This is a genomic window from Streptomyces sp. NPDC057438, from assembly GCF_042802995.1.
Taxonomy (GTDB): domain Bacteria; phylum Actinomycetota; class Actinomycetes; order Streptomycetales; family Streptomycetaceae; genus Streptomyces.
Genome location: NZ_JBHVDD010000010.1, coordinates 13,045 through 38,873, shown reverse-complemented (window position 1 = coordinate 38,873; position 25,829 = coordinate 13,045). Strand labels below are relative to the sequence as shown.

At 73.1% G+C, this 25,829-nt stretch carries 23 protein-coding genes and 2 pseudogenes; 11 read left to right on the top strand and 14 right to left on the bottom strand.

Features of this window, described 5'->3' with window-relative positions; all coding sequences use genetic code 11:
* Positions 1–558 precede the first annotated feature (558 nt).
* Positions 559–2,013 (top strand): membrane-associated oxidoreductase, encoded by a 1,455-nt coding sequence (locus ACFU5F_RS08675; RefSeq protein ID WP_383883919.1) that lies wholly within the window; start codon positions 559–561, stop codon positions 2,011–2,013.
* On the opposite strand, the gene ACFU5F_RS08670 is transcribed toward ACFU5F_RS08675, so the two are convergent.
* Complete coding sequence (locus tag ACFU5F_RS08670; protein WP_383883917.1) at positions 2,000–3,823, bottom strand: bifunctional sugar phosphate isomerase/epimerase/4-hydroxyphenylpyruvate dioxygenase family protein; 1,824 nt, start codon at positions 3,821–3,823, stop codon at positions 2,000–2,002. The genes ACFU5F_RS08675 and ACFU5F_RS08670 overlap by 14 nt on opposite strands.
* 135 nt (positions 3,824–3,958) lie before the next feature.
* A complete protein-coding gene (locus ACFU5F_RS08665) occupies positions 3,959–4,858 on the bottom strand; it encodes a shikimate dehydrogenase (protein WP_383883915.1) in 900 nt (299 codons plus the stop codon).
* 190 nt (positions 4,859–5,048) lie between these two features.
* On the opposite strand from ACFU5F_RS08665, the gene ACFU5F_RS08660 reads away from it, so the two are divergent.
* The 6 genes from ACFU5F_RS08660 (at position 5,049) to ACFU5F_RS08635 (ending at position 11,498) form a co-directional block, all read left to right on the top strand.
* Positions 5,049–5,714 carry a TetR family transcriptional regulator gene (locus ACFU5F_RS08660; RefSeq protein ID WP_383883912.1) on the top strand — a complete coding sequence of 222 codons (666 nt, stop codon included), beginning with the start codon at positions 5,049–5,051 and terminating at the stop codon, positions 5,712–5,714.
* Between the two features lie 335 nt (positions 5,715–6,049).
* Positions 6,050–7,390 (top strand): MFS transporter, encoded by a 1,341-nt coding sequence (locus ACFU5F_RS08655; protein WP_383883909.1) that lies wholly within the window; start codon positions 6,050–6,052, stop codon positions 7,388–7,390.
* Between the two features lie 164 nt (positions 7,391–7,554).
* The gene (locus tag ACFU5F_RS08650) at positions 7,555–8,148 is read left to right on the top strand and encodes a hypothetical protein (protein ID WP_383883906.1); all 594 of its coding nucleotides are present in this window, start codon (positions 7,555–7,557) and stop codon (positions 8,146–8,148) included.
* A 77-nt stretch (positions 8,149–8,225) separates the two neighbouring features.
* The gene (locus ACFU5F_RS08645; protein ID WP_383883904.1) at positions 8,226–8,804 is read left to right on the top strand and encodes a TetR/AcrR family transcriptional regulator; all 579 of its coding nucleotides are present in this window, start codon (positions 8,226–8,228) and stop codon (positions 8,802–8,804) included.
* Entirely contained in the window at positions 8,801–10,246 is a 1,446-nt protein-coding gene (locus tag ACFU5F_RS08640) for an MFS transporter (RefSeq protein ID WP_383883902.1), read from the top strand. The genes ACFU5F_RS08645 and ACFU5F_RS08640 overlap by 4 nt, the downstream gene beginning before the upstream one ends.
* A gap of 25 nt (positions 10,247–10,271) precedes the next feature.
* Positions 10,272–11,498 carry a serine hydrolase domain-containing protein gene (locus ACFU5F_RS08635; RefSeq protein ID WP_383883899.1) on the top strand — a complete coding sequence of 409 codons (1,227 nt, stop codon included), beginning with the start codon at positions 10,272–10,274 and terminating at the stop codon, positions 11,496–11,498.
* A 73-nt stretch (positions 11,499–11,571) separates the two neighbouring features.
* On the opposite strand, the gene ACFU5F_RS08630 is transcribed toward ACFU5F_RS08635, so the two are convergent.
* The 4 genes from ACFU5F_RS08630 to ribA all read right to left on the bottom strand — a co-directional run bounded on the left by ACFU5F_RS08630 (position 11,572) and on the right by ribA (position 15,759).
* Positions 11,572–12,714, bottom strand: a complete 1,143-nt coding sequence (locus ACFU5F_RS08630; protein WP_383883896.1) for a saccharopine dehydrogenase family protein — start codon at positions 12,712–12,714, stop codon at positions 11,572–11,574.
* Positions 12,715–12,722: 8 nt separating this feature from the next.
* Entirely contained in the window at positions 12,723–13,763 is a 1,041-nt protein-coding gene (locus tag ACFU5F_RS08625) for a saccharopine dehydrogenase (RefSeq protein ID WP_383883893.1), read from the bottom strand.
* Positions 13,760–14,905 carry an NAD(P)/FAD-dependent oxidoreductase gene (locus tag ACFU5F_RS08620; RefSeq protein ID WP_383883890.1) on the bottom strand — a complete coding sequence of 382 codons (1,146 nt, stop codon included), beginning with the start codon at positions 14,903–14,905 and terminating at the stop codon, positions 13,760–13,762. Before ACFU5F_RS08620 ends, ACFU5F_RS08625 begins: the two co-directional genes overlap by 4 nt.
* Positions 14,906–15,099: 194 nt before the next feature.
* Complete coding sequence (gene ribA, locus ACFU5F_RS08615) at positions 15,100–15,759, bottom strand: GTP cyclohydrolase II (protein ID WP_383883887.1); 660 nt, start codon at positions 15,757–15,759, stop codon at positions 15,100–15,102.
* A 74-nt stretch (positions 15,760–15,833) separates the two neighbouring features.
* Between ribA and ACFU5F_RS08610 the strand changes: the two genes are divergently transcribed.
* Positions 15,834–16,631: a creatininase family protein gene (locus tag ACFU5F_RS08610; RefSeq protein ID WP_383883885.1), complete on the top strand. Its 798-nt coding sequence runs from the start codon at positions 15,834–15,836 to the stop codon at positions 16,629–16,631.
* Between the two features lie 65 nt (positions 16,632–16,696).
* Here the strand turns inward: ACFU5F_RS08610 and ACFU5F_RS08605 are convergent.
* From ACFU5F_RS08605 to ACFU5F_RS08585, 5 genes and pseudogenes are all read right to left on the bottom strand, one after another.
* Positions 16,697–17,761: pseudogene (locus ACFU5F_RS08605) on the bottom strand (lysylphosphatidylglycerol synthase transmembrane domain-containing protein); the annotation flags it as partial.
* Positions 17,758–18,726, bottom strand: a complete 969-nt coding sequence (locus ACFU5F_RS08600; RefSeq protein WP_383883882.1) for a methyltransferase domain-containing protein — start codon at positions 18,724–18,726, stop codon at positions 17,758–17,760. The gene ACFU5F_RS08600 and the pseudogene ACFU5F_RS08605, both read right to left, overlap by 4 nt.
* A complete protein-coding gene (locus ACFU5F_RS08595; protein WP_383883879.1) occupies positions 18,723–19,964 on the bottom strand; it encodes a glycosyltransferase family 4 protein in 1,242 nt (413 codons plus the stop codon). Before ACFU5F_RS08595 ends, ACFU5F_RS08600 begins: the two co-directional genes overlap by 4 nt.
* Positions 19,961–20,359 carry a 6-pyruvoyl tetrahydropterin synthase family protein gene (locus tag ACFU5F_RS08590; RefSeq protein ID WP_383883876.1) on the bottom strand — a complete coding sequence of 133 codons (399 nt, stop codon included), beginning with the start codon at positions 20,357–20,359 and terminating at the stop codon, positions 19,961–19,963. Before ACFU5F_RS08590 ends, ACFU5F_RS08595 begins: the two co-directional genes overlap by 4 nt.
* Before the next feature lie 168 nt (positions 20,360–20,527).
* Positions 20,528–21,508 carry a zinc-binding alcohol dehydrogenase gene (locus ACFU5F_RS08585; protein WP_383883873.1) on the bottom strand — a complete coding sequence of 327 codons (981 nt, stop codon included), beginning with the start codon at positions 21,506–21,508 and terminating at the stop codon, positions 20,528–20,530.
* Between the two features lie 107 nt (positions 21,509–21,615).
* Between ACFU5F_RS08585 and ACFU5F_RS08580 the strand changes: the two genes are divergently transcribed.
* Entirely contained in the window at positions 21,616–22,431 is an 816-nt protein-coding gene (locus ACFU5F_RS08580) for a CDP-alcohol phosphatidyltransferase family protein (RefSeq protein WP_383883871.1), read from the top strand.
* Between the two features lie 47 nt (positions 22,432–22,478).
* Here ACFU5F_RS08580 and ACFU5F_RS08575 read toward each other — a convergent pair whose 3' ends face one another.
* Both ACFU5F_RS08575 and ACFU5F_RS08570 read right to left on the bottom strand, forming a co-directional pair.
* Positions 22,479–22,637 (bottom strand): hypothetical protein, encoded by a 159-nt coding sequence (locus ACFU5F_RS08575; RefSeq protein WP_383883869.1) that lies wholly within the window; start codon positions 22,635–22,637, stop codon positions 22,479–22,481.
* Positions 22,634–22,777: a zinc-binding dehydrogenase gene (locus ACFU5F_RS08570; protein WP_383883866.1), complete on the bottom strand. Its 144-nt coding sequence runs from the start codon at positions 22,775–22,777 to the stop codon at positions 22,634–22,636. Before ACFU5F_RS08570 ends, ACFU5F_RS08575 begins: the two co-directional genes overlap by 4 nt.
* A gap of 159 nt (positions 22,778–22,936) precedes the next feature.
* Here ACFU5F_RS08570 and ACFU5F_RS08565 point away from each other — a divergent pair.
* Positions 22,937–23,782: pseudogene (locus ACFU5F_RS08565) on the top strand (GlxA family transcriptional regulator); the annotation flags it as partial.
* On the opposite strand, the gene ACFU5F_RS08560 reads toward ACFU5F_RS08565, so the two are convergent.
* Positions 23,772–24,815, bottom strand: coding sequence for a LacI family DNA-binding transcriptional regulator (locus ACFU5F_RS08560; protein ID WP_383883863.1), 1,044 nt, complete (start codon positions 24,813–24,815; stop codon positions 23,772–23,774). The pseudogene ACFU5F_RS08565 and the gene ACFU5F_RS08560 sit on opposite strands and share 11 nt — an antisense overlap.
* Positions 24,816–25,049: 234 nt before the next feature.
* Between ACFU5F_RS08560 and ACFU5F_RS08555 the strand changes: the two genes are divergently transcribed.
* Complete coding sequence (locus ACFU5F_RS08555; protein WP_383883860.1) at positions 25,050–25,811, top strand: SDR family oxidoreductase; 762 nt, start codon at positions 25,050–25,052, stop codon at positions 25,809–25,811.
* Positions 25,812–25,829 lie beyond the last annotated feature (18 nt).

Here is a 25,829-nt window from a genome sequence, read left to right as displayed (position 1 = left end):
GGGCTCGATCGCGTTCTGTCCGGTCCATGGGCGAGAAGTCCTCGGCGAGAGGGCGGAATTGCTCTGACGCTTCCGAAGTCCAAGTCCGGCTGTTGCGGGGGTGGTCGGCGTGCGCCGGCCTCCGGCAGAACCGGGACACCGGCGGCGAGGACAGGGCGGGGCGACCGGGGGTGGAGGACATGGCGGAGAGAGACTTCCCGGACGACGGCCGGATCAAGACGTTCCTCTTGCGCGTCGACCACGGCCTGTCCGCCGTCGGCAAGGGCGACGGCGACTCGCAGGACCGCTCGCCACGATGCTGCCGCCGTGGCGAGCGGAGGGCGCACCCAGGGACACCCGATCCGGCACGGACGCCGCACGACCTCGTCGAGCAACTCGTCCATGCGCTCGGCGAGCGCGGCGAGCACCCGCCCCCGCAGCACCGGAATGATGCGGTGGGGCATCGGACCGTCCGGGGCGTTCGGGCCGAGCATGGGTTCCGGCAACAGGACTCACTCCCGCTCAGCCTCCAGGAACAGTGGTTGACAGGTACAGGCGTCAAGGGTGAGATTCCCGGTGATGGTGATCAACGATCTGACGGCGGCCGAGCGACGGGTGTGGGACGCCTTCCCGCTCGGCGCGGCGGTGGACTTCACGGCCGCCGACGGCGAGGCGGACGGCACCGGCTGGGGTCCCGAGCGGACCGTACGGGCCCGGGTGCTGCGGGCGTTGCTGCTCACCGCTCCGCAGCGCGAGGGCGAGGTCGCCGCCCTCAAGATCGAGGGCGCCCGGATCACCGGCGGACTGGAGCTGAAGTACGCGGCGATCGGCAGCGTGGTCCGGCTGAGCGGCTGCCACTTCGACGAGATCCCCGACTTCTCGGGCGCACAGTTCACCTACCTCAACCTGACCAGGTCCGTACTGCCCGGACTGCGTTCGGCGCGGGTACGGGTGGACGGCGGGCTGCGGTTGTCCGAGTGCCGCTTCCGGGGTCCGGTCCGGCTCACCGGGGCGCAGATCTCCGGGACCCTGTTCATGGAGCGCGCCGAGTTCACCGCGTCGGACGACGAGCCCGCGCTGCGGCTCAACCAGGCCGAGATCGGTGAGGAGTTGTGTGCCCCCGGGCTGCGCGCGCAGGGCGAGGTCAGGTTCGGCGGCGCCCATGTCGCCGGCGCGGTCGACCTCAGGCGGGCCCGGCTGCACCGGCCCGGCGGCACCGCGCTCAGCGCGGAGACACTCGCCACGGAGTCCGATGTCGTGCTCCGGCACGCGGACGTACGCGGCCGGGTGGAGCTGCGCGGCGCCCGGGTGGGCGGCCAACTGGACCTGGCGTACGCGCGGCTGTGCAATCCCGGCGCCGTGGCCCTGCGGATGAGCAGCGCCGTCGTCAGCGAACTGTGGCTGCGCGACGGCCCCGCGATGGAGGGCGTCCTCAACCTGCGCCGCGCCCAGATAGAGGTACTGGTGCTGGAGCCGGACATGCTCCCGCAGCAGGTCTTGCTGAACAGCCTCACCTACACCTCCCTGATCCCGCACGAGCCCGCCCAGCGACGGCTGCCCATGCTGGAGCGGGACGGGGAGGCGTATCTGCCGTACTCCTACGAGCAGTTGACGGCCGCGTACCGCAGGATCGGTGACGAGGACGCGGCCCGGCGCGTCCAGCTCGCGAAGCAGCGCCGCCATCGCGCCACGCTGCGCTGGTACGGGCGGCTCTGGGGCTACGTCCAGGACGCCGCCGTCGGCTACGGCTTCCGTCCGCTGCGCGCGGCCGTCTGGATCCTGTCGCTGATGGCGGTGGGGTCCGTCGCGTACGCGGTGCACCCGCCGGGTCCGCTGAAGGCGGACGAGGCCCCGCCGTTCAACCCGGTCGTCTACACCCTCGACCTGCTCCTGCCGATCATCGACTTCGGACAGGAACGGGCGTACGCGCCCGAGGGCCCCGGTCAGTGGCTGTCGTACCTGCTGGTCATCACCGGCTGGATCCTCGCGACGACGGTCGTCACGGGTGTGACGCGCAACCTCAGCCGCCAGTGACTCCCGCGTGTGGCTCCCGCTGCCCGACCGGCCGGCCGGCGTGCTGGGCGGCGAGGCGCACGGGCGCGTTCGGCGCGCCGTAGCCCTGGTGGCCGCCGTCCCGCTGGACGAGTTCGAAGAAGACCCGGCCGACGGTCTCGGTGTAGCAGTGGCGGAACGCCCCGTCCGCGTCACGGTCGTAGAGGATGCCGAGGTCGCGGTACGTCTCCAGCTCACCGTCCGCGAACACGAACCGTGCGGCCAGGTCGTCGTAGTAGTTCGCGGGGACGGCCAGCAGCCGGCCCCCGGCCGCGCGGAAGGCACGGGCCGCCGCGACCACGTCGTCCGTGGCGAGGGCGAGGTGCTGGGGGCGGGCGGTGTCGTCGGTCGGGGCGGGTCCGACACCGAGGACGATCCGGACGGTCCCGTCCTCGTTGGTGACCGGCCGGCTGCGGAACAGGCCGTAGGGGTCGGCGACATCGACGCTGCCGCCGGCCCGCAGGCCGAGCACCGTGCGATGGAAGAGGGCCGCCTCGTCGAACTGGTGCCAGGGCTGGGTCAGGGCGATGTGGTCGACGCGAGTGACATGGCCCGCGGCCCCGTTGTGGTCCACGGGCCGGAAGTCCGCGGTCCAGCTGGGGAGTCCGGGGCGGTCGGTCGCGCAGAAGAAGAGTTCCGTGCCGTCGGGGGCGGCCACCGCGTCCAGGGCCGCGTCCTCGGCGGCGCGGCGGCGCGGCAGCACCGGTGCGAGCAGGGCCTCGGCGCGGCGGGCGGCGCCGGCCGGGTCCGGTGACTCCAGTCCGATCGCGGCGAGCTGGGTGCCGTCGCGCCGGGCGGCCGGGCCGGTGTTGACCAGGACCCGCGCGTCGCCCTGCCGCCAGAGGTCGACCGGCTTGCTGCGGTGCCGGGCGGTCCGGGCGAAGCCGAGCGCGTCGAGCAGCGCGCCCACCGGTTCGGCGTCGGGCGTGACCAGTTCGGCGAAGGCGACTCCCGTGGGCACCACACGTTCCGGCAGCGCGGTGAGGCCCGCCGCCTCCTGGAGCATCAGCAGCGAGCGGTGGGCGTCCACGGCGGTGGGGCCGGCCTCGGCCTGCCGGAAGACGTCGTTGAAGACCTCCAGCGACAGCGGGCCGTCGTAGCCGGCCGCCATGACGTGCCGCACCAGGGCGGTGACGTCCAGGCCGCCCTGGCCCGGGAAGCAGCGGTAGTGCCGGCTCCACTGCAGCACGTCCATCGCCAGCAGCGGCGCGTCGGCGAGCTGCAGGAAGAAGATCTTCTCGCCGGGGATGTTCTCGACGGCCTGGGGATCGGAGCCCCGGGCCAGGATGTGGAAGCTGTCCAGGCAGGTGCCGAGCGCCGGATGGCCGGCCGCCTCCACGATGCGCCACGCGTGGTCGTACGTGCTGACGTGCCGTCCCCAGGCCAGCGCCTCGTACGCGACCCGGACGCCGAACTCCTGGGCCAGGTCCGCCAGTTGGCGCAGGTGGTAGGCGGCGAGCGCGTCGTCGTCCTCGGCGAGCGGATGCACGCTGGAGCAGACGAGCACCGTGGCGCAGCCGAGCCGCTCCATCAGCTCGAACTTGTGGCGGGCGCGCCGCAGGTTCTCCTCGAACAGCTCCGCCGGTACGGCCTCGATGTCCCGCATCGGCTGGTAGAGGTCGATGCCCAGCCCCAGATCCGCGCAGCGCGCCCGTACCTCCTCGGGCGTGAGCGGACTGGCGAGCAGGTCGTTCTCGAAGATCTCCACCCCGTCGAAGCCGGCCCGCGCGGCGGCGGTGAGCTTCTCGGTGAGGGACCCGCTGAGGGAGACGGTGGCGATGGACGTACGCACGGGGGAACTCCTTGGGACGAGGGGCGCGCCCGGCCCCGGCAGGGGCGCGGGGCGGGACAGGGTGCGGCTCCGCCGCGTGGGCGCGACCAGCCACGACGGACGTGCGGCCGACACACGGGACCAGCCGTCGCGGCGCTAGTTACGGGCTCCCGCGACCCCGGCCAGCTCGCCGATGTCCGCCAGCATCCGCGCGGCGTCCGGCTCACGCCCGGTGAACAACCGGAACGCGTCGGCGGCCTGGAACACCGCCATCCCTCCCCCGTCGAGCGTGGCGCAGCCAAGATCCCGCGCGGCCCTCAACAGCTCCGTCTCCAACGGCCGGTACACCACCTCCGCGACCCACAGCCCGGGACGCAGCAGCTTCGCGGCGAACGGGAGCCCGGGATGCGCGGCCATCCCCGTCGGCGTCGCGTGGACGATCCCGTCGGCCTCCCCCAGCAGTGCCGGGAGTTCGTCCGGCGCCGCCGCGGCGGCCCGTCCCGGGCCGAAGTGGCGGTTGAGGGCGGCGGCGAGGCCGGTGGCCCGGTCGGGCATCGCGTCGACGACGGTGACGTGCTCCGCGCCGAGCGTGAGCGTGGCGTGGGCGACGGCCGCGCCCGCGCCACCGGCGCCCAACTGGACCACCTTCTCCAGCGGGGCGTCGGGCAGGCCGCGGGCGAAGGACGCGGCGAAGCCGGTGACGTCCGTGTTGTGGCCGACGGCACGGCCGTCCTCGAAGACGACGGTGTTGACCGCGCCGAGCGCGGCGGCCTGCGGGGCGAGGGCGTCGAGGTGCTCGATGACGAGCTGCTTGCACGGGTGGGTGATGTTCAGTCCGTCGAAGCCCAGGTCGCGGGCGGCGCGTACGAGGTCGCCGACCGCCTCCGGCCCCACCCCGAGGTCGTGGATGTCGATCAGGCGGTACACATAGCGCAGCCCCTGCCGGTCGGCCTCCCGCTGGTGCAGGGCGGGGCTGAGCGAGGGCCCGATGCCGGAGCCGACGAGGCCGACGAGATACGAGTCCTGCTCAGCGGCATGGTTCGAGACCTGGGACACGACGGGTCCTCCTGAGCGACCGACTAATGTACGAACTAGTACGTTAGTCATAGCATCCGGGATCGCACCAGGGAAGGCCCCGCCGCAGGCACGGCCGGCGGACCGGGGGCGGAACGGGCGACTCGGCGCCGGGCCGCGGGGCGAGGGCTTCTACAATCGCGGGCACTGGCCCCTTGCCCGAAGGAACGCGATGACCAGCGTCGAAGAACCGGCACGACCGAACGGGCGCATCCGTGACGCCGCCCGCACCAGGGCCGAGATCCTCGACGTCGCGACCGCGGAGTTCGCCCGTTCCGGCTTCGCCGGTGCCCGGGTCGACGAGATCGCCGCCCGGACCCGCACCACCAAGCGGATGATCTACTACTACTTCGGCGGCAAGGAGCAGCTGTTCACCGCCGTTCTGGAGCGGGCGTACTCCGTGATCCGGCAGACGGAGCAGGAGCTGGACGTCGAGCACCTGGACCCGGTCGCGGCCATCCGCCGGCTCGCCGAGGTGACGTTCGACCACCACGAGGCGCACCCCGACTTCATCCGCCTGGTGAGCATCGAGAACATCCACGAGGCCGAGCACATCGCCTCGTCCGAGATGCTCGGCAGGATCGGCTCGCCCGCGCTGGACGTGATCCGCCGGATCCTGGCGTCGGGCCGCGAGTCGGGCCTGTTCACGGCCGACGTCGACGCCGTCGACCTGCACGCGATGATCAGCTCCTTCTGCTTCTTCCGGGTCGCCAACCGGCACACCTTCGGCGCCCTCTTCGGGCGCGACCTGGTGGACCCCGGTCGGCGCGAGCACTACCGCACCATGCTCGGCGACATGGTGATCGCGTATCTGACGGCGGACCGCGCGGCGGACTGAGGCCGCCCGCCCCGGCGGGACACCCCGGCCCGGCGGCCGGTCGCGACCCGGTTCCCGTCGCCCCCCGGTTCACGTCGACTCGCCCCGGCCCGCGCCGACCGGGGCCGGGCAGTCCGCATCGGAAGAACCTTCGGCGCCACCTCTTGACACCCGGGAAACGTCGGCGCAACATCCGTAGCCAACCGCTACTAACTATCCAGTGGGTTAATTAGCCGGGTCGCACCCGGCACGGCCGCCCCGTCACCCCCAGGGGTCCGGCACCCCTCCCCGCCGGCACCCCCTGCATGCCGCCGCCCCACTCCGCCTACGGTGGAGAACCCTCGAAGGAGTACGCCGTGTCCGTCCCCGCCGCACCGCCCGGCCAGCCCAGGAAGGCCGCCACGGCCGCCTGGATCGGCAGCGCCCTGGAGTACTACGACTTCTTCATCTACGGCAGCGCCGCCGCCCTGATCTTCCCGACGGTCTTCTTCGACGAGTCCGACCCGGCCACCGCGACCCTGCTGTCACTGGCCACGTTCGGTGTGGCGTACGCGGCGCGGCCGATCGGCGCGCTGGTCCTCGGGCACTTCGGCGACCGGCTGGGCCGCAAGAAGATCATGGTCTTCACGCTGATCCTGATGGGTGTGTCGACGTTCCTGATCGGCTGCCTGCCCACTCGCGACCAGGTCGGCACCCTCGCCCCGGTCCTGCTGGTGCTCTGCCGTGTGCTCCAGGGCATCTCGGCCGCCGGCGAGCAGGCCAGCGCGAACTCCATGACGCTGGAACACGCACCGTCGGACCGGCGTGGCTTCTTCACGAGCTTCACCCTCAGCGGCACCCAGGGCGGGCAGCTGCTGGCCACCCTCGTCTTCATCCCGATCGCGGCGCTCCCCGAGGACCAGCTGCTGTCCTGGGGCTGGCGCGTCCCGTTCTGGCTGAGCATCGCCGTCGCCGTCGTCGGCTACGTCATCCGCCGCACCCTGGACGAGACCCCGGCCTTCACGCAGCAGACCGAGTCCGAGGGCGTCGCGAAGCTGCCGCTCGCCGTCCTGCTGCGTGAGCACTGGGCGGACGTCCTCCGGGTGATCGCGGGCGCGCTGGTCGCCTCGGTCTCCACGATCTTCACCGTGTGGGCGCTGGCGTACGGGACGAGCGAGTCGGTCGGCATGTCCCGTTCCGCCATGCTGTGGGTGGGCGCGCTCGCCAACCTGGTCGCGCTCGGCGCGATCCCGCTGTGGGCCACGCTCTCCGACCGCATCGGCCGCCGTCCGGTCTTCGCGTTCGGCGCGGCGGGCAGCGCGGTGATGATGTTCGTCTACCTGTGGGCCATCTCGACCGGCACCTACCCGCTGGTCCTCGCCCTCGGCATCGTCACCTTCGGCGTCGTCTACAGCGCCGCCAACGGCATCTGGCCCTCGTTCTACGGCGAGATGTTCTCCACCCGCGTCCGGCTGTCCGGCATGGCCATCGGCACCCAGATCGGCTTCGCGGTCGCCGGTTTCGCCGTCACCTTCGCCGCGCAGATCGCCGGCCCGGACGGCGACGACTGGTTCGCCGTGGCCTTGTTCACCGCGGCCCTGTGCGTCCCGCCGGTCATCGCCGCCCTCACCGCCCGGGAGACCCACCGGATCCCGACCGAACTCCTCGGTGCCCGCACCCCGTGCGAGAAGAACGACCGGGAGCGCGTCGCGGCCTGAGCCCCCGGCCGTTTGCGGCACGGGTGCCCGGACACCCCCGAGGTGTCCGGGCACCCGTGCGCGCCCAAGGGTCCGCGAGAGCGACCCCGGCGCGGGGAGCCTCGCAGGTCGGGAGCATGATGACCGCACCGCCGCGACCGAGCGGCACCGCTACCGGGGGCAGGATGCGACGCGCCGAGGATCCGTACAGACAGACCCCTCCCCCGTGGCAGGGATGGCCGTCGGCCGGGACGAGCCGGCGGCGCTGGAGGATCGCGCTGCTCGTGCCGCTGGCCGGCGTGGTCGGCTGCGGTCTGCCTCTGCTGCTCGTGGCGGGCGCGTTCACCCTGCTGCTGGTGGTGAGCCGTCTGTCGGTTCCCGTTCCCGACGGGGAGCCTCTCGCGCTGAGCCGCTCCGAGCTCACCGGCACCTGGGTCGACGAGCGGGGTGGGCGGCTGACCCTGGAGCAGGACGGGACGTTCGCGTCGGACGACATCTGCGGCGACTTCGACGACAACGACGACGACCCGTTCGACGAGGTCCTGGCCCCGGCCCCCGGTGAGGGCGGATGGGAGCACGACGACACCGGGGACGACGTCGACGCGGGCGATCCCGTCTCGACGGTCCACCTCACCTTCGCCCCCTCCGGGATCTGGAGCAGGTACGAGGCCCGGGGTACGTCGAAGGACCTGGCCCTGTGGACCTACATCGGCGATCCCGACGAAGGCCGGCTGTGCGTCCTGGAGAGGACGGGCGACGGCGCGGCGGACGGCGGCTAGGGACGGGGCGGATCCCGAGAGTGGCCCAGCCGGATCCCGAGGTAGACACTGTCTACGCACCCTGGTAGACAGTGTCTATGAGCGAGACGAACACGGGACTCCGGTCCCGGCTGGTCGAGGTCGGCGTCGAACTGGTGACGACGGAGGGCGTCCAGGCGCTCTCCCTGCGGGAGATCGCGCGGCGGGCGGGGGTGTCGCACGGGGCGCCGCGCCGCTACTTCCCCACCCATCTGGAGCTGCTGTCCGCCATCGCGCGCCGGGGCTTCGAGGACCTGGCCACCCGCGGGACGGCCGCACTCGGGGACGGTACGGCGAGCCCGCGCGAGCAGATCACCACGCTGGGGCACGTGTACCTCGACTTCGCGCTCACCCGGCGGGGCATGCACGAGTTGATGTTCCGTCACGACCTGCTGGAGAGCAACGAGTTGGGGTTGCGAGACGCCAGCCTGCCGATCTTCGCCCTACTGGTGGACCTCGTCGGACGGGCCCGGCCCGACGCCGACGCCCGGCTGTGCGCCGGCGCCCTGCTGGCGAACCTCTACGGCATCGCCCAGCTGTGGACCTGGGGCAGCCTCCAGCTCACCACGGGCGCCGACGACTTCGCCCCGCTGCTGCGCACCGCGCTGGACGCGCACCTGGGCAGCGAGGACCGATGACGGCGACCACCGCGGAGCCCGGCGCCGGAAGTGCCGCACGGGCATCCGCGCCCCACCGCCGTCTCACCCTCGCCAACAGCGTGCTCGGCGCCGTGCTGGTCGCCCTCGACGGCACCGTCCTGACGATCGCCCAGCCGGAGCTGCGCCGTGATCTGGACGCCGGCCTCACCGAGGTGCAGTGGACCAGCACCGGCTATCTGATCGCCGTGGCGGGGCTGCTGGTGTTCGCGGGACGGCTGGGCGACCGGTTCGGACATCAGCGCGTCTTCGCCTGGGGCGTCCTGGGGTTCGGCGCAGCCTCGGCCGCCATCGGGTGCGCGCCCGATGTGGGCTGGGTGATCGGGCTGCGGGTCGTCCAGGGCGTCTTCGGCGCGCTGCTGCAGCCCGCCACGCTCGGGATGCTGCGGGCCGCGTATCCCCCCGACCGGCTGGGGATGCCCATCGCGCTGCGGACCAGCGCCATCGGGGTGGCGGTCGCCGCCGGTCCGCTGGTCGGCGGTGCGCTCGTCGCCCAGCTGGGCTGGCGGGCGGTGTTCTTCCTCAACGTCGTTCCGGCCCTGGTCATGGGCCTGCTGGCCCTGACGGTACGCACCCCGCGGGCGCGGGGCACGAGGAGGTCCGCGGGCCCCGGGCTCGACCTGCCCGGCGCCGCGCTGCTCGCGGTGGCCCTGGCCGCGCTCGTGCACACGCTGACCGGGCTGCCGGAGCACGGCTGGACGGTGACCGGTGTGCTCGGTCTGCTGATCGCGGCCGCGTCCGGTTTCGTCCTCGTACGGCACGAACGGCGTACACCCGATCCGCTGCTGCCGCCCGCCCTGCTCGGCTCGGTGCCCGTGCGCGCGGCGCTCGGCGCGCTGGTGGCCGCCTCGGCGGCGATGCTCGGCGCGCTGTTCGTGTGCAGCTTCGTCCTGCAGGACGTCCTCGGCATGGACCCGCTGCGCACGAGCCTGGTCGCGCTGCCCGGCGGCGTCATGATGGTCCTCGGGGCGCCGCTGTCGGCCGTCCTGCTGCGCCGGAGGGGCGCCCGCACCACGGCCCTGGCGGGCACGGTGCTGCTGGCCTCCGGTGTGCTGTCGCTGGCCCGACTCGGCCCGGGCTCGTCCACGGTGGTGACCGGGGGCGGATTCCTGCTGCTGGGCGCCGGTTTCGGCGCGCTGATGGTCACCGCGACCGCGGTCGTCGTACGGCAGGCGCCGCCGGAGTCGGCGGGGGTGGCGGGCGGGCTGCAGCAGACCGCGATGAACGTCGGCCCCGCGCTGGGGGTGGCGGCCGCGACCTCGCTCATGCCGCTCGGCACGGGTCCCGCCCTGCTGTTCCTGGCCGGCGTGGCCGCGCTCGGCGCGCCTCTCGCCCTGCGAATGCCCCGACCCGCCCGACCCACCGGGGATGGAACGCGATCAGTGCGGAACGATGAGGACAACAGCGATGAACGAGAGCCGTGACCCGGGCGACCGGAGGAGAACCACCATGCAACGACTGCGCCGAGAGGTCGAGCCGCGCGAGGCGGGCCTCGACCCGAAGACCCTGGCTCGTCTGGACGCCTACCTGGCCCGGCAGGTCGACGAGGGCCGCCTGCCCGGCTATCTGCTGTCCCTGGCGCGCGGCGGTCGCGTCGCCCACCTGACGACGTACGGGCAGCGTGACCGCGAGGCGGGGCTCCCCGTGGAGACGGACACGGTGTGGCGGGTCTACTCGATGACGAAGCCCGTCACGTCGGTCGCCGCGCTGATACTGATCGAGGAGGGGAAGCTCTCGCTCGCGGACCCGGTCTCCCGCCACCTCCCGGAGTTCGCCGAGCCGCGCGTGTACGAGTCCGGGTCGGGTGCCGACGTCCGGACCCGTCCCGCCGAGGGGCCGATCCTCGTCCGCCATCTGATGACCCACACGTCGGGCCTGACGTTCGGCTTCTACCACGACCATCCCGTCGACGCGCTCTACCGCGACGCGGGCCTGGAGAACTCCGTGCGGCCGGGCGCGACCCTCGCGCAGACGTGCGCGGAGTACGCGCGCCTGCCGCTGCAGTTCGAGCCGGGCTCGCAGTGGAACTACTCCGTCTCCACCAACGTCCTCGGCCGGATCGTCGAGGTGGTGTCGGGGCAGGACCTCGACACGTTCTTCGCCGAGCGGATCCTCGGCCCGCTCGGCATGACGGACGCGGGCTTCCAGGTCGGCCCCGAACAGGCGGGCAGGCTGGCGGAGTTGTACGGCGAGCAGGAGGACGGCTCGATCGCGCGCGTGCCGGGGCTGCCGCTGCGCGGCGGCCGGCCGCGCTTCCTCTCCGGCAGCGGCGGCCTCGCCGCCACCGCCCGGGACTACCACCGTTTCGCCGAGTTCCTGCGCCGGCGCGGTGAACTCGACGGCGTACGGGTGCTCTCCGCCGAGTCCGTCGACCTGATGACCACCAATCAGCTGCCGGGAGGCGTCGACATCCACACGCACGGCAGCGCGTTCCACCGGCAGCCGGGCAACGTGGGCGTCGGCTTCGGGCTCGGGGTGTCCGTCGTCATCGATCCCGCCGTCACCGAGTACCCGTCCTCGGCGGGCACCTTCGGGTGGACCGGGGCCGCGACGACGATCTTCTGGGTGGATCCGCGGCGGGACCTGACAGTGCAGTTCATGACCCAGGTGCGGCGACGGTCGTCGTTCTCGGTGTATCCAGAGCTCAGGCGGCTGGTGCACGAGGCGGCGAGCTGAAGAGGCGGTGAGCTGAACCCGGGCCCGGCCGCGCTCCTCCGCCTGGTTCACCGGGCCCCGGGTCGTCTCGCCGTCAGGTGAACTCCACACCGGACCGGGCCAGTTCGGACAGCCACACCCGGGAGCGCTCTCCCGTCTCCGCGCCCCGGCTCAGGCCCGCCGGAAGCGATCCGTCCAGGATGTGTCCCACTCCGAGGGCCAGGGGGCGGGAGACCAGGCGGGCCATCGCGCTCTCCTCCTCCGTGCCGACGGCGTCGAGGAGGTGGCGGCCGGACCAGCGCGTGCCCGACGCGGCCCGTACGTCGAGGGAGACGGCGAGGACGACCCGGTCACGGTCGGCGTCGGTCGTCGGATGGCGGGCGGCCAGTTCGCCGGCCAGGGCGGCGATGCGCCGGTCGTCGCCCGTCTCCAGCTCCGCGAACACCGGCGCCCAGGCCGCCAGCCAGCCGTCGAGGCGGAGGGTGCCCCGGACGAAGGTCCGCGGTTTCCAGGCCGGCGGGATTCCGTACTGGGCGACGAAGGGCACGCTGTCGCGGTTGGGGTAGGCCTCGAAGGTCTCGCCGTCGATGACATGGGGGCGGGTGGCCGTCCAGGGGCGGTCGGCCGTGGTCTCGGCGCCGTCCTCGATGTAACGGGCGGGCGAGCGCAGGGCGTTCAGCACACCGGCCGGTGCCCAGCTGAAGCGGTACCTGAAGTCGTTGGGCACGGCCGGGACGCCGCCGCAGTACGAGGTGAGCGAGTAGGAGGCGGGCGTCTGCGGCCCGATCGCGCGGGTGGCCCGGTCGATCAGACTGTGCGCGAAGAGGTGGTCGATGCCCGGGTCCAGGCCCGCCTCGGTGAGCACGGCGACCCCGGCGGCGCGGGCCGCCGGGACCCGCGCCACGATCGCGTCCGAGACGTAGCTGGAGCAGGCGAAGTGGGCCCGCGCCCCGACGCACGCCCCGAGCAGGGGCCCGTGGTCAGGCGCCGGGAGCATCGAGACCACGATGTCGCCCGGTGCCAGCTCGGCCGCGAGGGCCGGCAGGGTGTACGCGCGGGGCTCGGCGCGGCCCGTCAGCCCCAGCGCGGCCAGGGCCTGCCGGGCGCGCTCCTCGCTGCGGTGCCACAGCCGTACCCCGGCGGCACTGTCGCACAGCGCCGCCAGGCCGCTGCCCGTGGACAGTCCGGCTCCGACCCAGTGGACGGTACCGCTCGCGGGAACCACCTCGGCGGTCATCGGGGCACCTACCTCTCCGTGAGCCCCAGTCCGGCGCTCACCTGACGGAAACGATCCAGACACCGGCCCCACGCCCCGCCGGTGCCGAAGGCCGACAGCTGCGGCAGCAGCGCGGCCGAGAAGTCGGTGCTCGCCTCCCGGGGCAGCAGGGAGGGCAGGTTATCGATGGCGATGAGGTCGAGCGGAGGGTGCTCGCGCAGCCGCCGTACGGGGTGGTCCCACTCCGTGGTCGTGTCGTAGACCGGCAGCACGTTCATGGGCGAGCCGACGTCGACGGTGACGTCCGAGAGGGTCCGCAGACGACGGTCCGGGCCGTCGAGGTCCTTGTCCGTCAGGAACGGCGGGACCGGGCTCGTCGTCAGGACCGTGTTCACCATCAGGTCGTGGGCGAGCAGGGCCCGGCGGTCCAGGTCGCGGGTCTCGGCCAGGTCCCAGCAGGTCGGCTCGACGCCCGCCTCGCCCAGCGCCACCCGGGCACCCTGGCCGCTGCGGCCCAGGGCGCCGATCACCAGCGCGGTCAAGTCACCCTCCGACGATCGGAGTTCGGCCTCCATCGCCTCCTTGGAGGTCGGCTGCAGAGGGGCGCGCAGGGCGCCCCGGTGGTGCAGCACGGCGAGCGCGGCGCCCAGATAGCCCGCCCAGAAGCCGAAGGCGGCGAGCCTGCGGCCCCGCTCGTCCACCAGGTACTCCAGGTCGAGCAGTGCTCCGCCGCCGGCCGCGAACCTGCGCAGCAGCGCCTCCGCTCCGGGCTGCCCCTTGTAGGCGTGCCCGAAGAAGATGTGCCGATGCGTCAGCTCGGGTGGTGTGTCCGGGAGTTCCTTCAGTCCCACGATCACCGCGTCGGCCGGCGCGGAGACCCAGGAGCCGGGGCCGGCGACCTGGCAGCCGGCCTCCTGGTACTCCTCCACCGGGAAGATCCGCTGGGCGGACTCCTCGACGGTGATCCGTACTCCGCTCGCGGTGAGCCGCCGGGCGTCGGACGGCACGATCGGGGTGCGGCGTTCGGTGGTGCGGGTCTCGTGGCGGAGCCACAAGTGGACAGCGGTCATACGAGGTTGGCCTCCGGGCGCAGGGTGTCGGCCGTGAACCGGTCGACGCTCAGCGGGCTGATGTCGACGAAGGGTACGCGCCCGAGGTACAGGTCGCGGACCACCTCGCCGACCGCCGGGCCCTGGAGGAACCCGTGGCCGGAGAACCCGGTCGCGTACAGGAAGCGCGAGCACGAACCGGCCTCGCCGATCAGGGCGTTGTGGTCCGGGGTGATCTCGTACAGGCCGGCCCAGCCGCCCGTGCGGCGCAGGTCGAGCAGGCCGGGGGCGCGGCGCTCCATGGCCTCATAGAGGCGGGGGATCCAGCGGTCGTGGGTGTCGGTGGAAAAGCCGGGGCGTTCGTCGGGGTCGGACATCCCGACGAGGAGGCCGGGGCCCTCGGTGTGGAAGTAGAGGCTGCTGGTGAAGTCGATCGTCATGGGGAGGCCGGGCGGGAGGCCGGGGACCGGTTCCGTGACGGCGATCTGGCGGCGCAGGGGCTCCACGGGGAGGTCGACGCCGACCATGGCGCCGATGGACCGGGACCAGGCGCCGGCCGCGCACACGACCGTGTCGGTGACGATCCGGCCCTTGCTCGTGACCACGGCGGTGATCGTGTCCCGCCAGGTCTCGATGCCCAGGACCTCGCAGTTGCGCAGCACGGTCGCCCCGTTGCGGCGGGCCCCGGCGGCGTAGCCGTGGACAACGGACTCCGGCGTGCAGTGCCCGTCGTCGGGCGAGAACGCGGCGGCGAGCAGGCCCTCGGTGGAGATCAGCGGGGAGAGCCGCCGGGCCTCGACCGGGTCGAGCATGCGGCTGGGTACGCCCAGGTCGTTCTGGAGCCGGACGCCCGCCTCGAACTGGGCGACCTCGCCGGGGGTCGACAGGAGGAAGAGGTAGCCGACCCGGTGCAGCCCGATGTCGTGGCCGAGTTCCTGCCGGAAGCGGCCGAACGCCTCCAGACTGCGGGCGCCGAGCTGGATGTTGAGTTCGTCGGAGAACTGCGCGCGGACCCCGCCGGCGGCCCTCGCGGTCGATCCGGAGGCCAGTTCGTCGCGTTCGACGAGGACGACGTCCTCCACTTTGGCGGCGGCCAGGTGGTGGGCGATGCTCGTCCCGATGACGCCTCCGCCGATGACGACGACCCGTGCGCTGCGGATCACGAACGCTCCCTTCGCCCGACCCCGGCCGGACGACCCGACCGAGTCAGGTCTTCCACCACGGACGAACGTTCATGCGGAGCGCCGGTGTACCGGCCGTGCGGGGGCACCGCTCGTGGGGCGTTCCGGGCGGGCGCGGCGGCCGGTGTCGGAGCCTCGGGCCGTCTCCGGGACGGCCGCCGCGCGGACCCCGGCGCTCAGGAGGAGTGGACCACGGCGTCCAGGTGCGGCAGGTAGTGGTCGAGCCGCTCCCGCTTGGTGCGCAGGTAGGTGATGTTGTCCTCGCAGGGCGTGATCAGCAGTGGCACCTGCTCGGCGACCGTGATGCCGTGGCGCAGCAGCGCCTCCCGCTTGCGCGGGTTGTTCGACATCAGCCGGACCGACCGTATGCCGAGGTCGTGCAGCATCTCGGCGGCCACCCGGTAGTCGCGGGCGTCCACCGGCAGGCCGAGGGCGAGGTTGGCCTCGACGGTGTCCAGGCCCTCGGCCTGGAGCTTCATCGCCTGGAGCTTGGCGAGCAGGCCGATGCCGCGGCCCTCGTGGCCGCGCAGGTAGACGAGAACGCCGCGGCCCTCGGCGACGATGGCCCGCAGGGCGCTGTCGAGCTGCTCACCGCATTCGCAGTGCTGGGAACCGAACGCGTCACCGGTCAGGCACTCCGAGTGCAGCCGTATGAGAATTCCCTCACCGTCGCTGATGTCGCCGTACACCAGTGCCACTTGTTCCTCGCCGCGGTCCTGGTCGAGATAACCTACGGCCTCGAAGTCGCCGTACGTCGTGGGCAGGGGGGCGTTCACCACACGTACGGCGCCGGAGGACTGGGCATTCGTGCCGAGTACACCAACATTTTCTGTCATGATCTGTTCCAATCTGGTAAGCCCTGGCGTCATGCGAAAATGACGGAGCATCAGCAGAGACGAAAGGCCGTGAAATGATGAGCAGTTCGAGTCTTGTTCCGACGGACACCACCGCGGACGTCCGCGCGCGGGGGACACGGGCGGGCGGCCCCCAGGTCGCGGTGCTTCCCGTCGGCAGCTACGAGCAGCACGGCCCGTATCTGCCGCTGGCCACCGACACACTCGTCGCCTGCGCCATATCCCGGGAGATAGCGGCCGCGTATCCGGTGCACCTCCTGCCGCCGGTGACCATCGCCTGCTCGCACGAGCACGCGGCCTGGCCCGGCACCGTCAGCATCTCCGCGACGACCCTGCACGCGATGGTCCGCGACATCGCCGCGTCCCTGCGCCGCTCGGGCGTCGAGGCTCTGGTGGTGGTGAACGGTCACGGCGGGAATTATGTCCTGGGCAACGTCGTCCAGGAATCCACCGCGGCGGGACATCGAATGGCGCTTTTCCCGGCGATGGAGGACTGGGAAGCCGCCCGTGAACGGGCGGGCGTAGAGACCTCGCTGCTCAGTGATATGCATGCGGGAGAAATAGAGACCTCCATACTTCTGCATTGCCATCCCGAATTGGTCCGGCCCGGTCACGAGACCACCGATTTCCTTGCCGACGACCGCCGTCATCTCCTCTCCCTCGGTATGTCGGCCTACACCGATTCCGGTGTCATCGGCCGTCCGTCCCTGGCATCCGCCACGAAGGGGAAGGAGTTGCTGGCAGGGTTCGTCCATTCCTTCGGTGCGTACTTCTCGTTGGTCACCTCGGACGCCTGGGACACGGGTACGGTTCCGCCCGGGACGTCCTCGGCGACCGCCTCGTCCGCCGGCTGACGGCGGGCCCGCAGGGAGCCGTACCAGCGTCCGACGAGTACGAGGGCCCCCGGGAGGGCGGCCGCGAAGCTGAGCACACCGTAGACGACGGCCACGGTCAGGCCCTGGGAGGCGCCGAGGCCCGCGGCGCCGAAGGACCACGCGGTGACGCCCTCGCGGGGGCCCCAGCCGCCGACGTTGAGCGGCAGGCTCATGGCGATCAGGGCCAGCAGCGCGAGGGGCAGCAGTTCCAGCGCGGTCGCGTCGGACCCGGCGACGCGTGCGGCGAGCAGGAACGTCGCCACGTATCCGGCCAGCACCGCCACCGAGGAGAGCAGCACGGCCGGGCCGCTGTCGCGGTTCAGCAGCGCGCCGCGCGCCTCGGTGAGCGCGGCCCGGACCCGGCGGCCCCGGCCCCGGCCCGTGCCCGGCCCGCGGACCGCGCGGACCGCCGCCCGGATCGCGAACGCGCCCAGCACGACGAGCGCGGTCAGGCCCGCCGCGTGGCGGGTCTGTTCCAGGACCGGCGAGGGCAGCACCAGCAGAACCGTTACACCGACGACCGCCAGCACCAGCTGGCCCGCGGTGCGCTCGATGACCACCGCGCGCACGCCCCGGCCCATGTCCCCGGAGTCCCGGCCGTGCCGCACCGCGCGGTGCACGTCGCCGAGGACACCGCCGGGCAGGGCCGCGTTGAGGAACAGCGAGCGGTAGTAGTCCGCGACGGCCGGCCCGAGGGGGAGCGCGAGCCCGAGCGCCCGCGTCACCGCGCACCAGCGCCACGCGCTGCACACCGTGGTGAACACGCCGATCGCGACGGCCGCCGCCAGCGTGCCGCCGTCGATCCGCCGCAGCCCGTCCACGAACACGCCGGTCCCCATCCGCCAGAACACGACGACGAGGATGGCCGTTCCGGCGAGCGTGCCGAAGTGGGTGCGCAGGGCGCGGACGAGGCCGGAGGAGGAGCGGGAGCCTGCGGGGGCGTCCGGCGAGGAGGCGTCGGAAGCGGCACCGACGGGAAGCCGCTCCCCCACCGTCCGCTCCGGGCCACCGGCCGCCGGGCCCCGCTCGGCACGTGCGCCCGGGACGCATGCGCGCACGCGGTCCGCCGGCGGGCGGATCCCGGCCGTCTCCTCCACCGGCGCCGTCATGAGGCTCCGCCCGTCGGCCGGGGCAGGGCCAGCAGATCGCTGTGGTGGACGACGACCCGGAGGTCGCCGGCCGCGACGGCGTCGAGGCGGTCGCGCAGGTAGGCGTCGGCGCGCGCGGTGAGTTCGGGGCGCTGCTCGCAGGCGGCGCCGACCCAGCCGCGCAACCACTCCTCGGTGAGGGCGGGATGGCGCGCGTCGAGCTGCCAGGAGCTCGGGTGGACGCGGACCGTGGCGCCCCGCTGGGCGAAGGCCTCGCAGGCCGTGGTGATCGCGTCCGGGCCGAGCAGGTCGCTGGCGCGCTGGTGGGCGTTGAACGCCTCCGCGATCTCGGCGTCCATCGGGTGGGCGGGAGCGAAGTCCACGCGGCCCACGACCGACAGGGTGAGCAGGGCGGGGACCCCGGCGCCCGCGCAGGCCGCGGCGAGCGCCTCGATCTCCTCGCGGGTGAGGACGTCGAGGAGCGCGGACGCGGTGACCAGCGAGGCACCGGCCAGGTCATGGGCCGTCAGCCGCCCGATGTCGCCGCGCCGTGTGGTGACCGTGACCGGGCTGCCGTCGGCGGCCGCGCGGGGCGCCCGCGCGACGGCCAGCCGCAGCAGGTTCGGGTCCTGGTCGTGCAGGACCCACCGCTGGGCGCCGTCGAGCCGGGGCGCGAGCCAGCGGCCCATCGAGCCGGTGCCGCAGCCCAGGTCGTGGATCGTCAGCCCGGTGGCCCGCCCGGGCAGGTTCGCCAGGCGGATCCGCAGCGGGTCCAGCAGCTCCGCCGCGCGGGCGTCGGCGTCGGCGCTCTCGCGCAGTTCCAGCCACTGCGGCGCGTACTGGTGGTCCTCGGGCTCCGGGGTCGTGCCGCCGCGCCCCGCCATGCTCAGCGCGGTCACGGCGGCGGACGCGCCGGCCACCGCGGCGGTGGCCCCCACGGACAGGGGGCCGCCGTCGGACGCGGTCATGTCGGCGGATGTGATCATGCGGCCCTCCGGGGTTCCTGCCTCAGCCGTCCCAGCACATGGGCGAGGCTGCGGGCCGTGGTCGCCCACCCGTCCAGCGCGGCCCGGCGGCCGCGCGCGGCCGCCTTCAGCCGGCGCCGCACGTCGGCCTCACCGAACCAGCCGCGCAGCTCCGTCGCGATGGCCGCGGGGTTCTCCGGCGGCACGAGGATGCCGGGCACCCCGCCGTCGGGGGCGCGGCCGACGGCCTCGGGGAGACCGCCGACGTCCGAGGCCAGTACGGGGATGCCCCGCGCGAGGGCCTCGGTGACCGCCATGCCGTAGGTCTCGGCGTAGGAGGTGAGGACCATGAGGTCGGCGGCGGCGTAGCTGGCGTCGAGTTCCGCGCCGGCCTGCGGTCCGGCCAGGTGGAAGCGGTCCTCCAGGCCGAACTTCGCGATCAGCGTGCGGATGTGGTCGACGTACTCGGGCTCCTGGTCGAGGCTGCCCACCAGGACACAGCTCCAGCGCAGTTCCGTGACGGTCGCGAGGGCCTCCACCAGCCGGTGCTGCCCCTTGCGCGGGGTGACCGCGGCCACGCACAGCAGCCGGGAGACGCCGTCGGTGCCAGAGGCGAGGGGCGCGATGTCGGCGCCCGGGGCGGCGACATGGACCCGCTCGGGGGCGAGCCCGTGGTGTGACACGAGTCTGCGGACCGCCCATTCGCTGGTCGCGATCACGGCGGACACGCCCCGCAGGGTCGCCCGCTCCTTGGCGTCGAGGTCAGCGGCGGCCTCGGGCTCCAGGCCCGTCTCGTCGCCCAGCGGCAGATGCACCAGCACGGCCAGGCACAGACGCTCGGCCTCGGGAAGGACGATCTCGGGGACCCCGCAGGCGACCAGACCGTCCAGCAGGACGACCGTGCCGTCGGGGAGTTCACGCAGCGTACGGGCGAGTTCGGCGCGTGCCGCCTCGGAGGGGCTCGGCCAGTCGCCGTCGACGGTGTGCTTGTTCACCTGCCAGCCGAAGCCGGGCAGGTCGAGGCAGATCCGACGGTCATAAGCGTTGCCGCCGCTGGGGCGGGCCGGGTCGTCCACGCCGCCCGGCATCACGAAGTGCAGCGAACGCAGCGACATGGGGACGATCGCCGCGTTCTTCAGCGCCGCGTTCTGCACGGGCACATAGCCGAGCCGCACTTGCTCTCCCCCGTCTGCCTGGACAGCACTGCCGTATGCCTGGGCGGTGCCGACGGCCGCCCGGTCGATGGTCACGTCGGTCACAGAGCACGCTCGTAACTCGCCCAGGCGATGTGCGACTCGTGCAGGGTGACCGTGATGCCCGCGATGCCCTTGGCGTTCTCCCCGAGGGCCCCCTTGTGGATGCGCTCGGCGAGACGGTCCGCGATGACCTTGGCCAGGAACTCCGTCGAGGTGTTCGTGTGGGCGAAGTCGGGCTCGTTGTCGAGGTTGCGGTAGTTCAACTCGCTCACCACGGCACCCAGCTCCTGCGTGGCCAGCCCGATGTCTACGACGATGTTGTCGTCGTCCAGTTCGGCGCGCCGGAAGGTGGCGTCCACGAGGAAGGTGGCGCCGTGCAGGCGCTGCGCGGGTCCGAAGACCTCCCCGCGGAAACTGTGGGCGATCATGATGTGATCGCGAACGGTGATGCTGAACAACGGACGACCCTCCAGTGCGGTACGTCTGCCCCCGGGCCGGGGCATGCCGTGTAGTACGGCTGCTCCCTACCCGTTGTTCAGCCGAGTTTTGCTGTTTCTTTGGAGGTCAATGTTCCGTTCGGGCAGTTCAGGGGCGGGTGGGACGACCCGGAACGAACGACCTGCGCCTCACTCCGCGTCGTAGCGAACCCGGTGGCACATCCCCGGCAGCTCTCCGTCCGCCAGTTTCGGCAGGACGTCGGGGAGCTCCTCGAAGGCACACTCTCCGGTGACGAGCGCGTCGAAACGGGCGTCGGCGAGGAGTTCGAGCGCGAGCGCCAGCCGGTCCGCGTAGGTCCGTCCGGGGCGTCCGGCCGGGGAGACGGTGCCGACCTGGCTGCTGCGGACGGTGAGCCGACGCGAGTGGAAGGCCTCGCCGAGCGGCAGGGCGATCCGGCGGTCGCCGTACCAGCTCAGTTCGACGACCGTGCCCTCGGCGGCGAGGAGTTCGAGGGAGCGGACGAGTCCCTGTTCGCTGGCGCTGGCGTGCACGACGAGGTCGCACTCCCCGAGCGCGTCCCCGGGCAGCGCGAAGTCGACGCCGAGGGCACGGGCGATGTCGGCGCGTGCCGGGTCGGCGTCGACGAGCTGGACCCGCACGCCCGGGTAGCGGGCGAGCAGCGCGGCGACCGAGCAGCCGATCATGCCGCCGCCCACGACCGCGATCCGGTCCCCGATGAGGGGCGCCGCGTCCCACAGGGCGTTGACGGCGGTCTCCACCGTCCCGGCGAGGACGGCCCGCGCTGCGGGCACCGACTCCGGCACGACGGTGACGGCGCTCACGGGAACGACGTAGCGGCTCTGGTGCGGATACAGGCAGAAGACGGTCCTGCCGAGCAGTGCGTCCGGCCCCTCTTCCACCCGCCCGACGCTGAGATAGCCGTACTTCACGGGGGCGGGGAAGTCCCCGTCCTGGAAGGGCGCGCGCATGGTCGCGTACTGGTTTTCGGGCACCTGGCCGCGGAACACGAGCGTCTCGGTGCCCCGGCTGACTCCCGAGTAGAGCGCGCGGACGAGAACCTCCTCGTCAGCGGGGGCGGCGAGGATCTCCTCGCGGATCTCGCCGTGCCCGGGGGAGCGTAGCCAGAAGGCTCGGGCTGTCGGTTTCATGTGCGTCTCCGTGAACGGTCGAGCGGTTCGCCACGTACGCAGCGGTGGAAGTTCGCGGACACGGTACGCGGCGATGATCCACTTGTCACACGTTCGGAAGGTATGCGGTGGCCCTGATCAACACATACGACGGCCGGCTGTTGCTCTCGGAGACGACTGTGGGCGCGGGCGCCCAGGTGCTGCTCCTCGCCTTCCTGGGCACGGCGATCGGACTGGGCCCGGCGGGCTGGCTGACCGGGCTGGCCTTCGGGCTCGCCACCTGGGCCGTCCTCAACCGCGCCCTGCTGCGCACCCGGACCCGCACCTTCGGCCCCGCCAACCGCGTCACCCTCGGCCGGGCCGTACTCGTCGGCGCCGTGACCGCCCTGGTCGCCGACTCCTTCCAGAGCTCGCCGCCGGTCTCGCTGTTCGTCGCCCTGACCGCCGTGGCCCTGATCCTCGACGGCGTCGACGGCCAGGTGGCCCGGCGCACCAACACCTCCACCGCACTGGGCGCGCGCTTCGACATGGAGGTCGACGCGTTCCTGATCCTGGTGCTGAGCGTGTACGTCGCCCTGTCGATGGGCCCGTGGGTGCTGCTGATCGGTCTCATGCGGTACGTCTTCGTCGCCGCCGCCAAGGTCCTGCCCTGGCTGAACAACTCCCTCCCGCACAGCATGGCCCGCAAGACGGTCGCCGCCGTCCAGGGTGTCTTCCTGCTGGTCGCCGCCTCCGGTCTGCTGCCGTACGCGGCGGGCTTCGCCCTGGTCGCGCTGGCACTGGGCTCGCTGCTGTGGTCCTTCGGCCGGGACGTCGCCTGGCTGTTCCGCAACCGAGAGGTCCGCGGCGGAACGGGGCCGGTCACGGCGATCGCCGCCGAGCCGGTGACCGTCGCCGTGGTGGCCCCCTCGGCGCGCCGGACCCCGGAACTCGTCACGAGCTGACCGCCGCCGACGGGCTCGCCGCGAGCCCCTCCCGTGCGGGGCCCGGCTCAGGGGCCCGCGTACGAGGAGATCGCGGCCGTGGCCCGGCGGACCGGGCCCGTGCGGACCGGGACCCGCCGACGGCCCCGGACCCGGAGGAACGAGACCCCGCGAACCGCGACCTCGCGGACCGTGACCTGCCGGACCACGGCGCGGCGAGGGCTCATCGGACCGTGAGGACGATCTTCCCGGTGGTGCGGTCGGTCTCGCCGAGGGCGTGCGCCTCGGCCGCCTCCGCGAGCGGGAAGGTGGTGTCGACGAGAGGGCGCAGCCGCCCCTCCTCCACCAGTGCGGCGATGGCCCGCACCCCCCGCATGGTCGGCCTCGACGAGCATCGGCTCCAGCCGCACCCCCAGCTCCTCGGCCCGCTTCCGGTCCTCCTCGTAGCCGTACGGGAGGATCGTGACGAGGACGCCGCCCTCGCGCAGGACCTCGAGGGAGCGGCTGCGGACGTCACCGGCGAGGGTCAGCGGCCGACTTCACCATCGCCGTGGAGCACGGCCCCGAGGTGCTGGACACGGCAGACACCGTGATCGTCGCCTCGTTCGGGCTCTCGCCGGCCTCGGCGAGGCTGCTGTCGCCGGAGCTGCCGGAGCCCGTGGCTGCGGCGCTCGCCCGGATCCGGCCCGGCACCCGGCTGGTGTCCATCTGCACGGGCGCCTTCGTGCCCGCCACGGCCGGGCTGCCGGACGGCCGGCCCGCGACCACGCACTGGGCGGTGGCCGAGGCGTTCCGGGAACGCTTCCCGAAGGTCGACCTGGACCCCGACGTGCTGTTCGTCGACGACGGTGACGTCCTCACCTCGGCCGGCGCCGCCTCCGGGATCGACCTCTGTCTGCACCTCGTGCGCAGGGACCACGGCAGCGAGGTCGCCAACCGGGTCGCCCGCCGGTGTGTGGTGCCGCCGTGGCGGGAGGGCGGCCAGGCGCAGTACATCGAGCAGCCCGTCCCCCAGGCCCCCGCCAGCGGCACCGCCGCCACCCGGCAGTGGGCGCTCGAACACCTGGACGCTCCGCTGACGCTGGCGGGCCTCGCCCGGCACGCCCGGATGAGCCTGCGCACCTTCGCCCGCCGCTTCGGCGAGGAGGTCGGCATGAGCCCCGGCCGCTGGCTCGTCCAGCAGCGGGTGTCCCGCGCCCGCCACCCCCTGGAGTCCACCGACCTCCCCGTCGACGAGATCGCCCGCCGGGTCGGCTTCGGCACGGGCACGGCGTTGCGCCAGCACTTGCACGCGGCGATCGGGGTGTCGCCGCTGACGTACCGGCGTACGTTCCGGGCGGGTGCCGGGACTCCCGCCCCGGTTAGCCGGTGACGGCTGCGCCGGCCCCCGGCGGCATGTTGTACGGCGTCACCACCTGGATCGCCGACGGGAGGAACGGGCCCTCGTCGGGGAGGGCCTGGTGCGCCCGCATGATCGTCTGACAGGCGCGGCGGACGTCCTGACGGAGGTCGTGGTGGAGCACGGCCGAGAGCCGGTGCTCGCGCAGCAGCCGGGTGTTGTCGTGGTCGAGGTCGTGGGCGACGAAGACGTGCGGCTCCCGGCCGAGCGCGGCGAAGGCGTCGAGCGTGGCGGTGTTGCCCCCGCCGATGGAGTAGACGGCGGCGATGCCCGGCTCGCGCTCCAGCGCGGCGAGGACGAGGTCGCGCTGGGTGGCGTCCAGACCGTCGCTGTCGGTGACCTCGACGAGAGTGCGCCGCGGGTCGACGGCCCGCATCACCCCGCGGAAGCCCATCTCGCGCTCCTCCTCGTTGCGGTAGAAACCGCGGCTGATCGTCACCAGTACGGCACCCGGCCGGTCTCCGAGCCACTGCCGCAGCAGATACGCGGCGGTCGCCCCGGCGGCCCGGTTGTCTATGCCGACGTACGCGCCGCGCGCGCTGCCCGGCAGGTCCGTCACGAACGTGACCACCGGGACTCCGGCCGCGACCAGCCGTTCGACGGCGGCGGTCACCTCCGGGACGTCCGGCGCCTTGAGGATCACGCCCTGCGAGCCGCGCCGCCCGATCCGGTCGAGCACCCGCACCATCTCGGAGGCCGACCCCGTCTCCCGGAAGTGGAAGCGGGAGCGTACGACCGCCGGGTGCAGGGACGGCAGCTCGGCCTCCAGCGCCTCCCGGACCGCCGTGGAGAACCGGTCCGGGGTCTGCATCACGATGTCGACCATGAACGTACGGCCGCCGATACGCACCTGCGTGCGCTGCCGGTCCAGGTCCTTGACGGCCTGGTGCACCTCGCGGGCGGTGCTCTCCCGCACCCCGCCCCGGCCGTTGAGGACCCGGTCGACCGTGGCCTGGCTCAGCCCGGCCTGACGGGCGATCTCCCGGATCGTGTAGGGGTGTGTCATGGCGTGGCGTCCTGGGGGTCGGCGGTGGGCGGCGGGAGGACCGGCCTCGGTCCCGCCGGTGGCCCCTCGGCATCCGGATGATGGGTTTTTGATGGCCCGCCGCGGGTTGTACGAGGGCCTTCGCCCCTCAAGACTGGCAGAGGCGAAGGCGCCGGGAAAGGTCGGGACGACCCGGCCCGTGGCCGGGACGGGTTCCGGCGGGGCCCACCGACGCCGACCGAAAGGAAACTCCCCATGGGACTACTCGAGGACAAGGTCGTCCTCGTCAACGGCGGCAGCCAGGGCGTCGGCGCAGGCATCGTCCGGGCGGCGCTGCGCGAGGGCGCGACCGTGATGTTCACGGGCCGCCGCGCCGAGGTCGGCGAGAAGCTCGCCGCGGACACGGGCGCCGGCTTCCTGCGGGCCGACCTGACGGACCCGGCGCAGGTGCGCGGCGCCGTGGACCGCGTGATCGCCGCCCACGGCCGGGTGGACAGCCTCGTCAACGCGGCCGGCCTGACCTCCCGGGGCTCGCTCCTCGACACCTCGCCCGACCTCTTCGACGCCCACATCGCGATCAACCTGCGCGCCCCCTTCTTCGCCATGCAGGCGGTCGTGGAGCACCTGGTCGCCCGCGGCGCACCGGGCACGATCGTCAACATCGGCTCCAACTGCGCCCACGGCGGACCGCCGAACCTGGCCCCCTACTCCGCGGCGAAGGGCGGCCTCGCGGCCCTGACCCGCAACGCGGCCCACGCCCACCGCTGGGACCGCGTCCGGATCAACGACCTGAACATCGGCTGGACGGAGACCGAGGGCGAGGACGCGATCCAGCGGGAGTTCCACGGCGCCGGCGACGACTGGCGCGAGCGGGCCGCCGAGAGCCTCCCGATGGGCAGGCTCGGCCAGGTCGACGAGATCGCCGACTTCGTCGTCCTGTTGCTGTCCGACCGCAGCGGCGTGGTGACCGGTTCGGTGATCGACTGGGACCAGAACGTCCTCGGCACCTCCGGCTGACCTCGCCTCCCTGCTGAC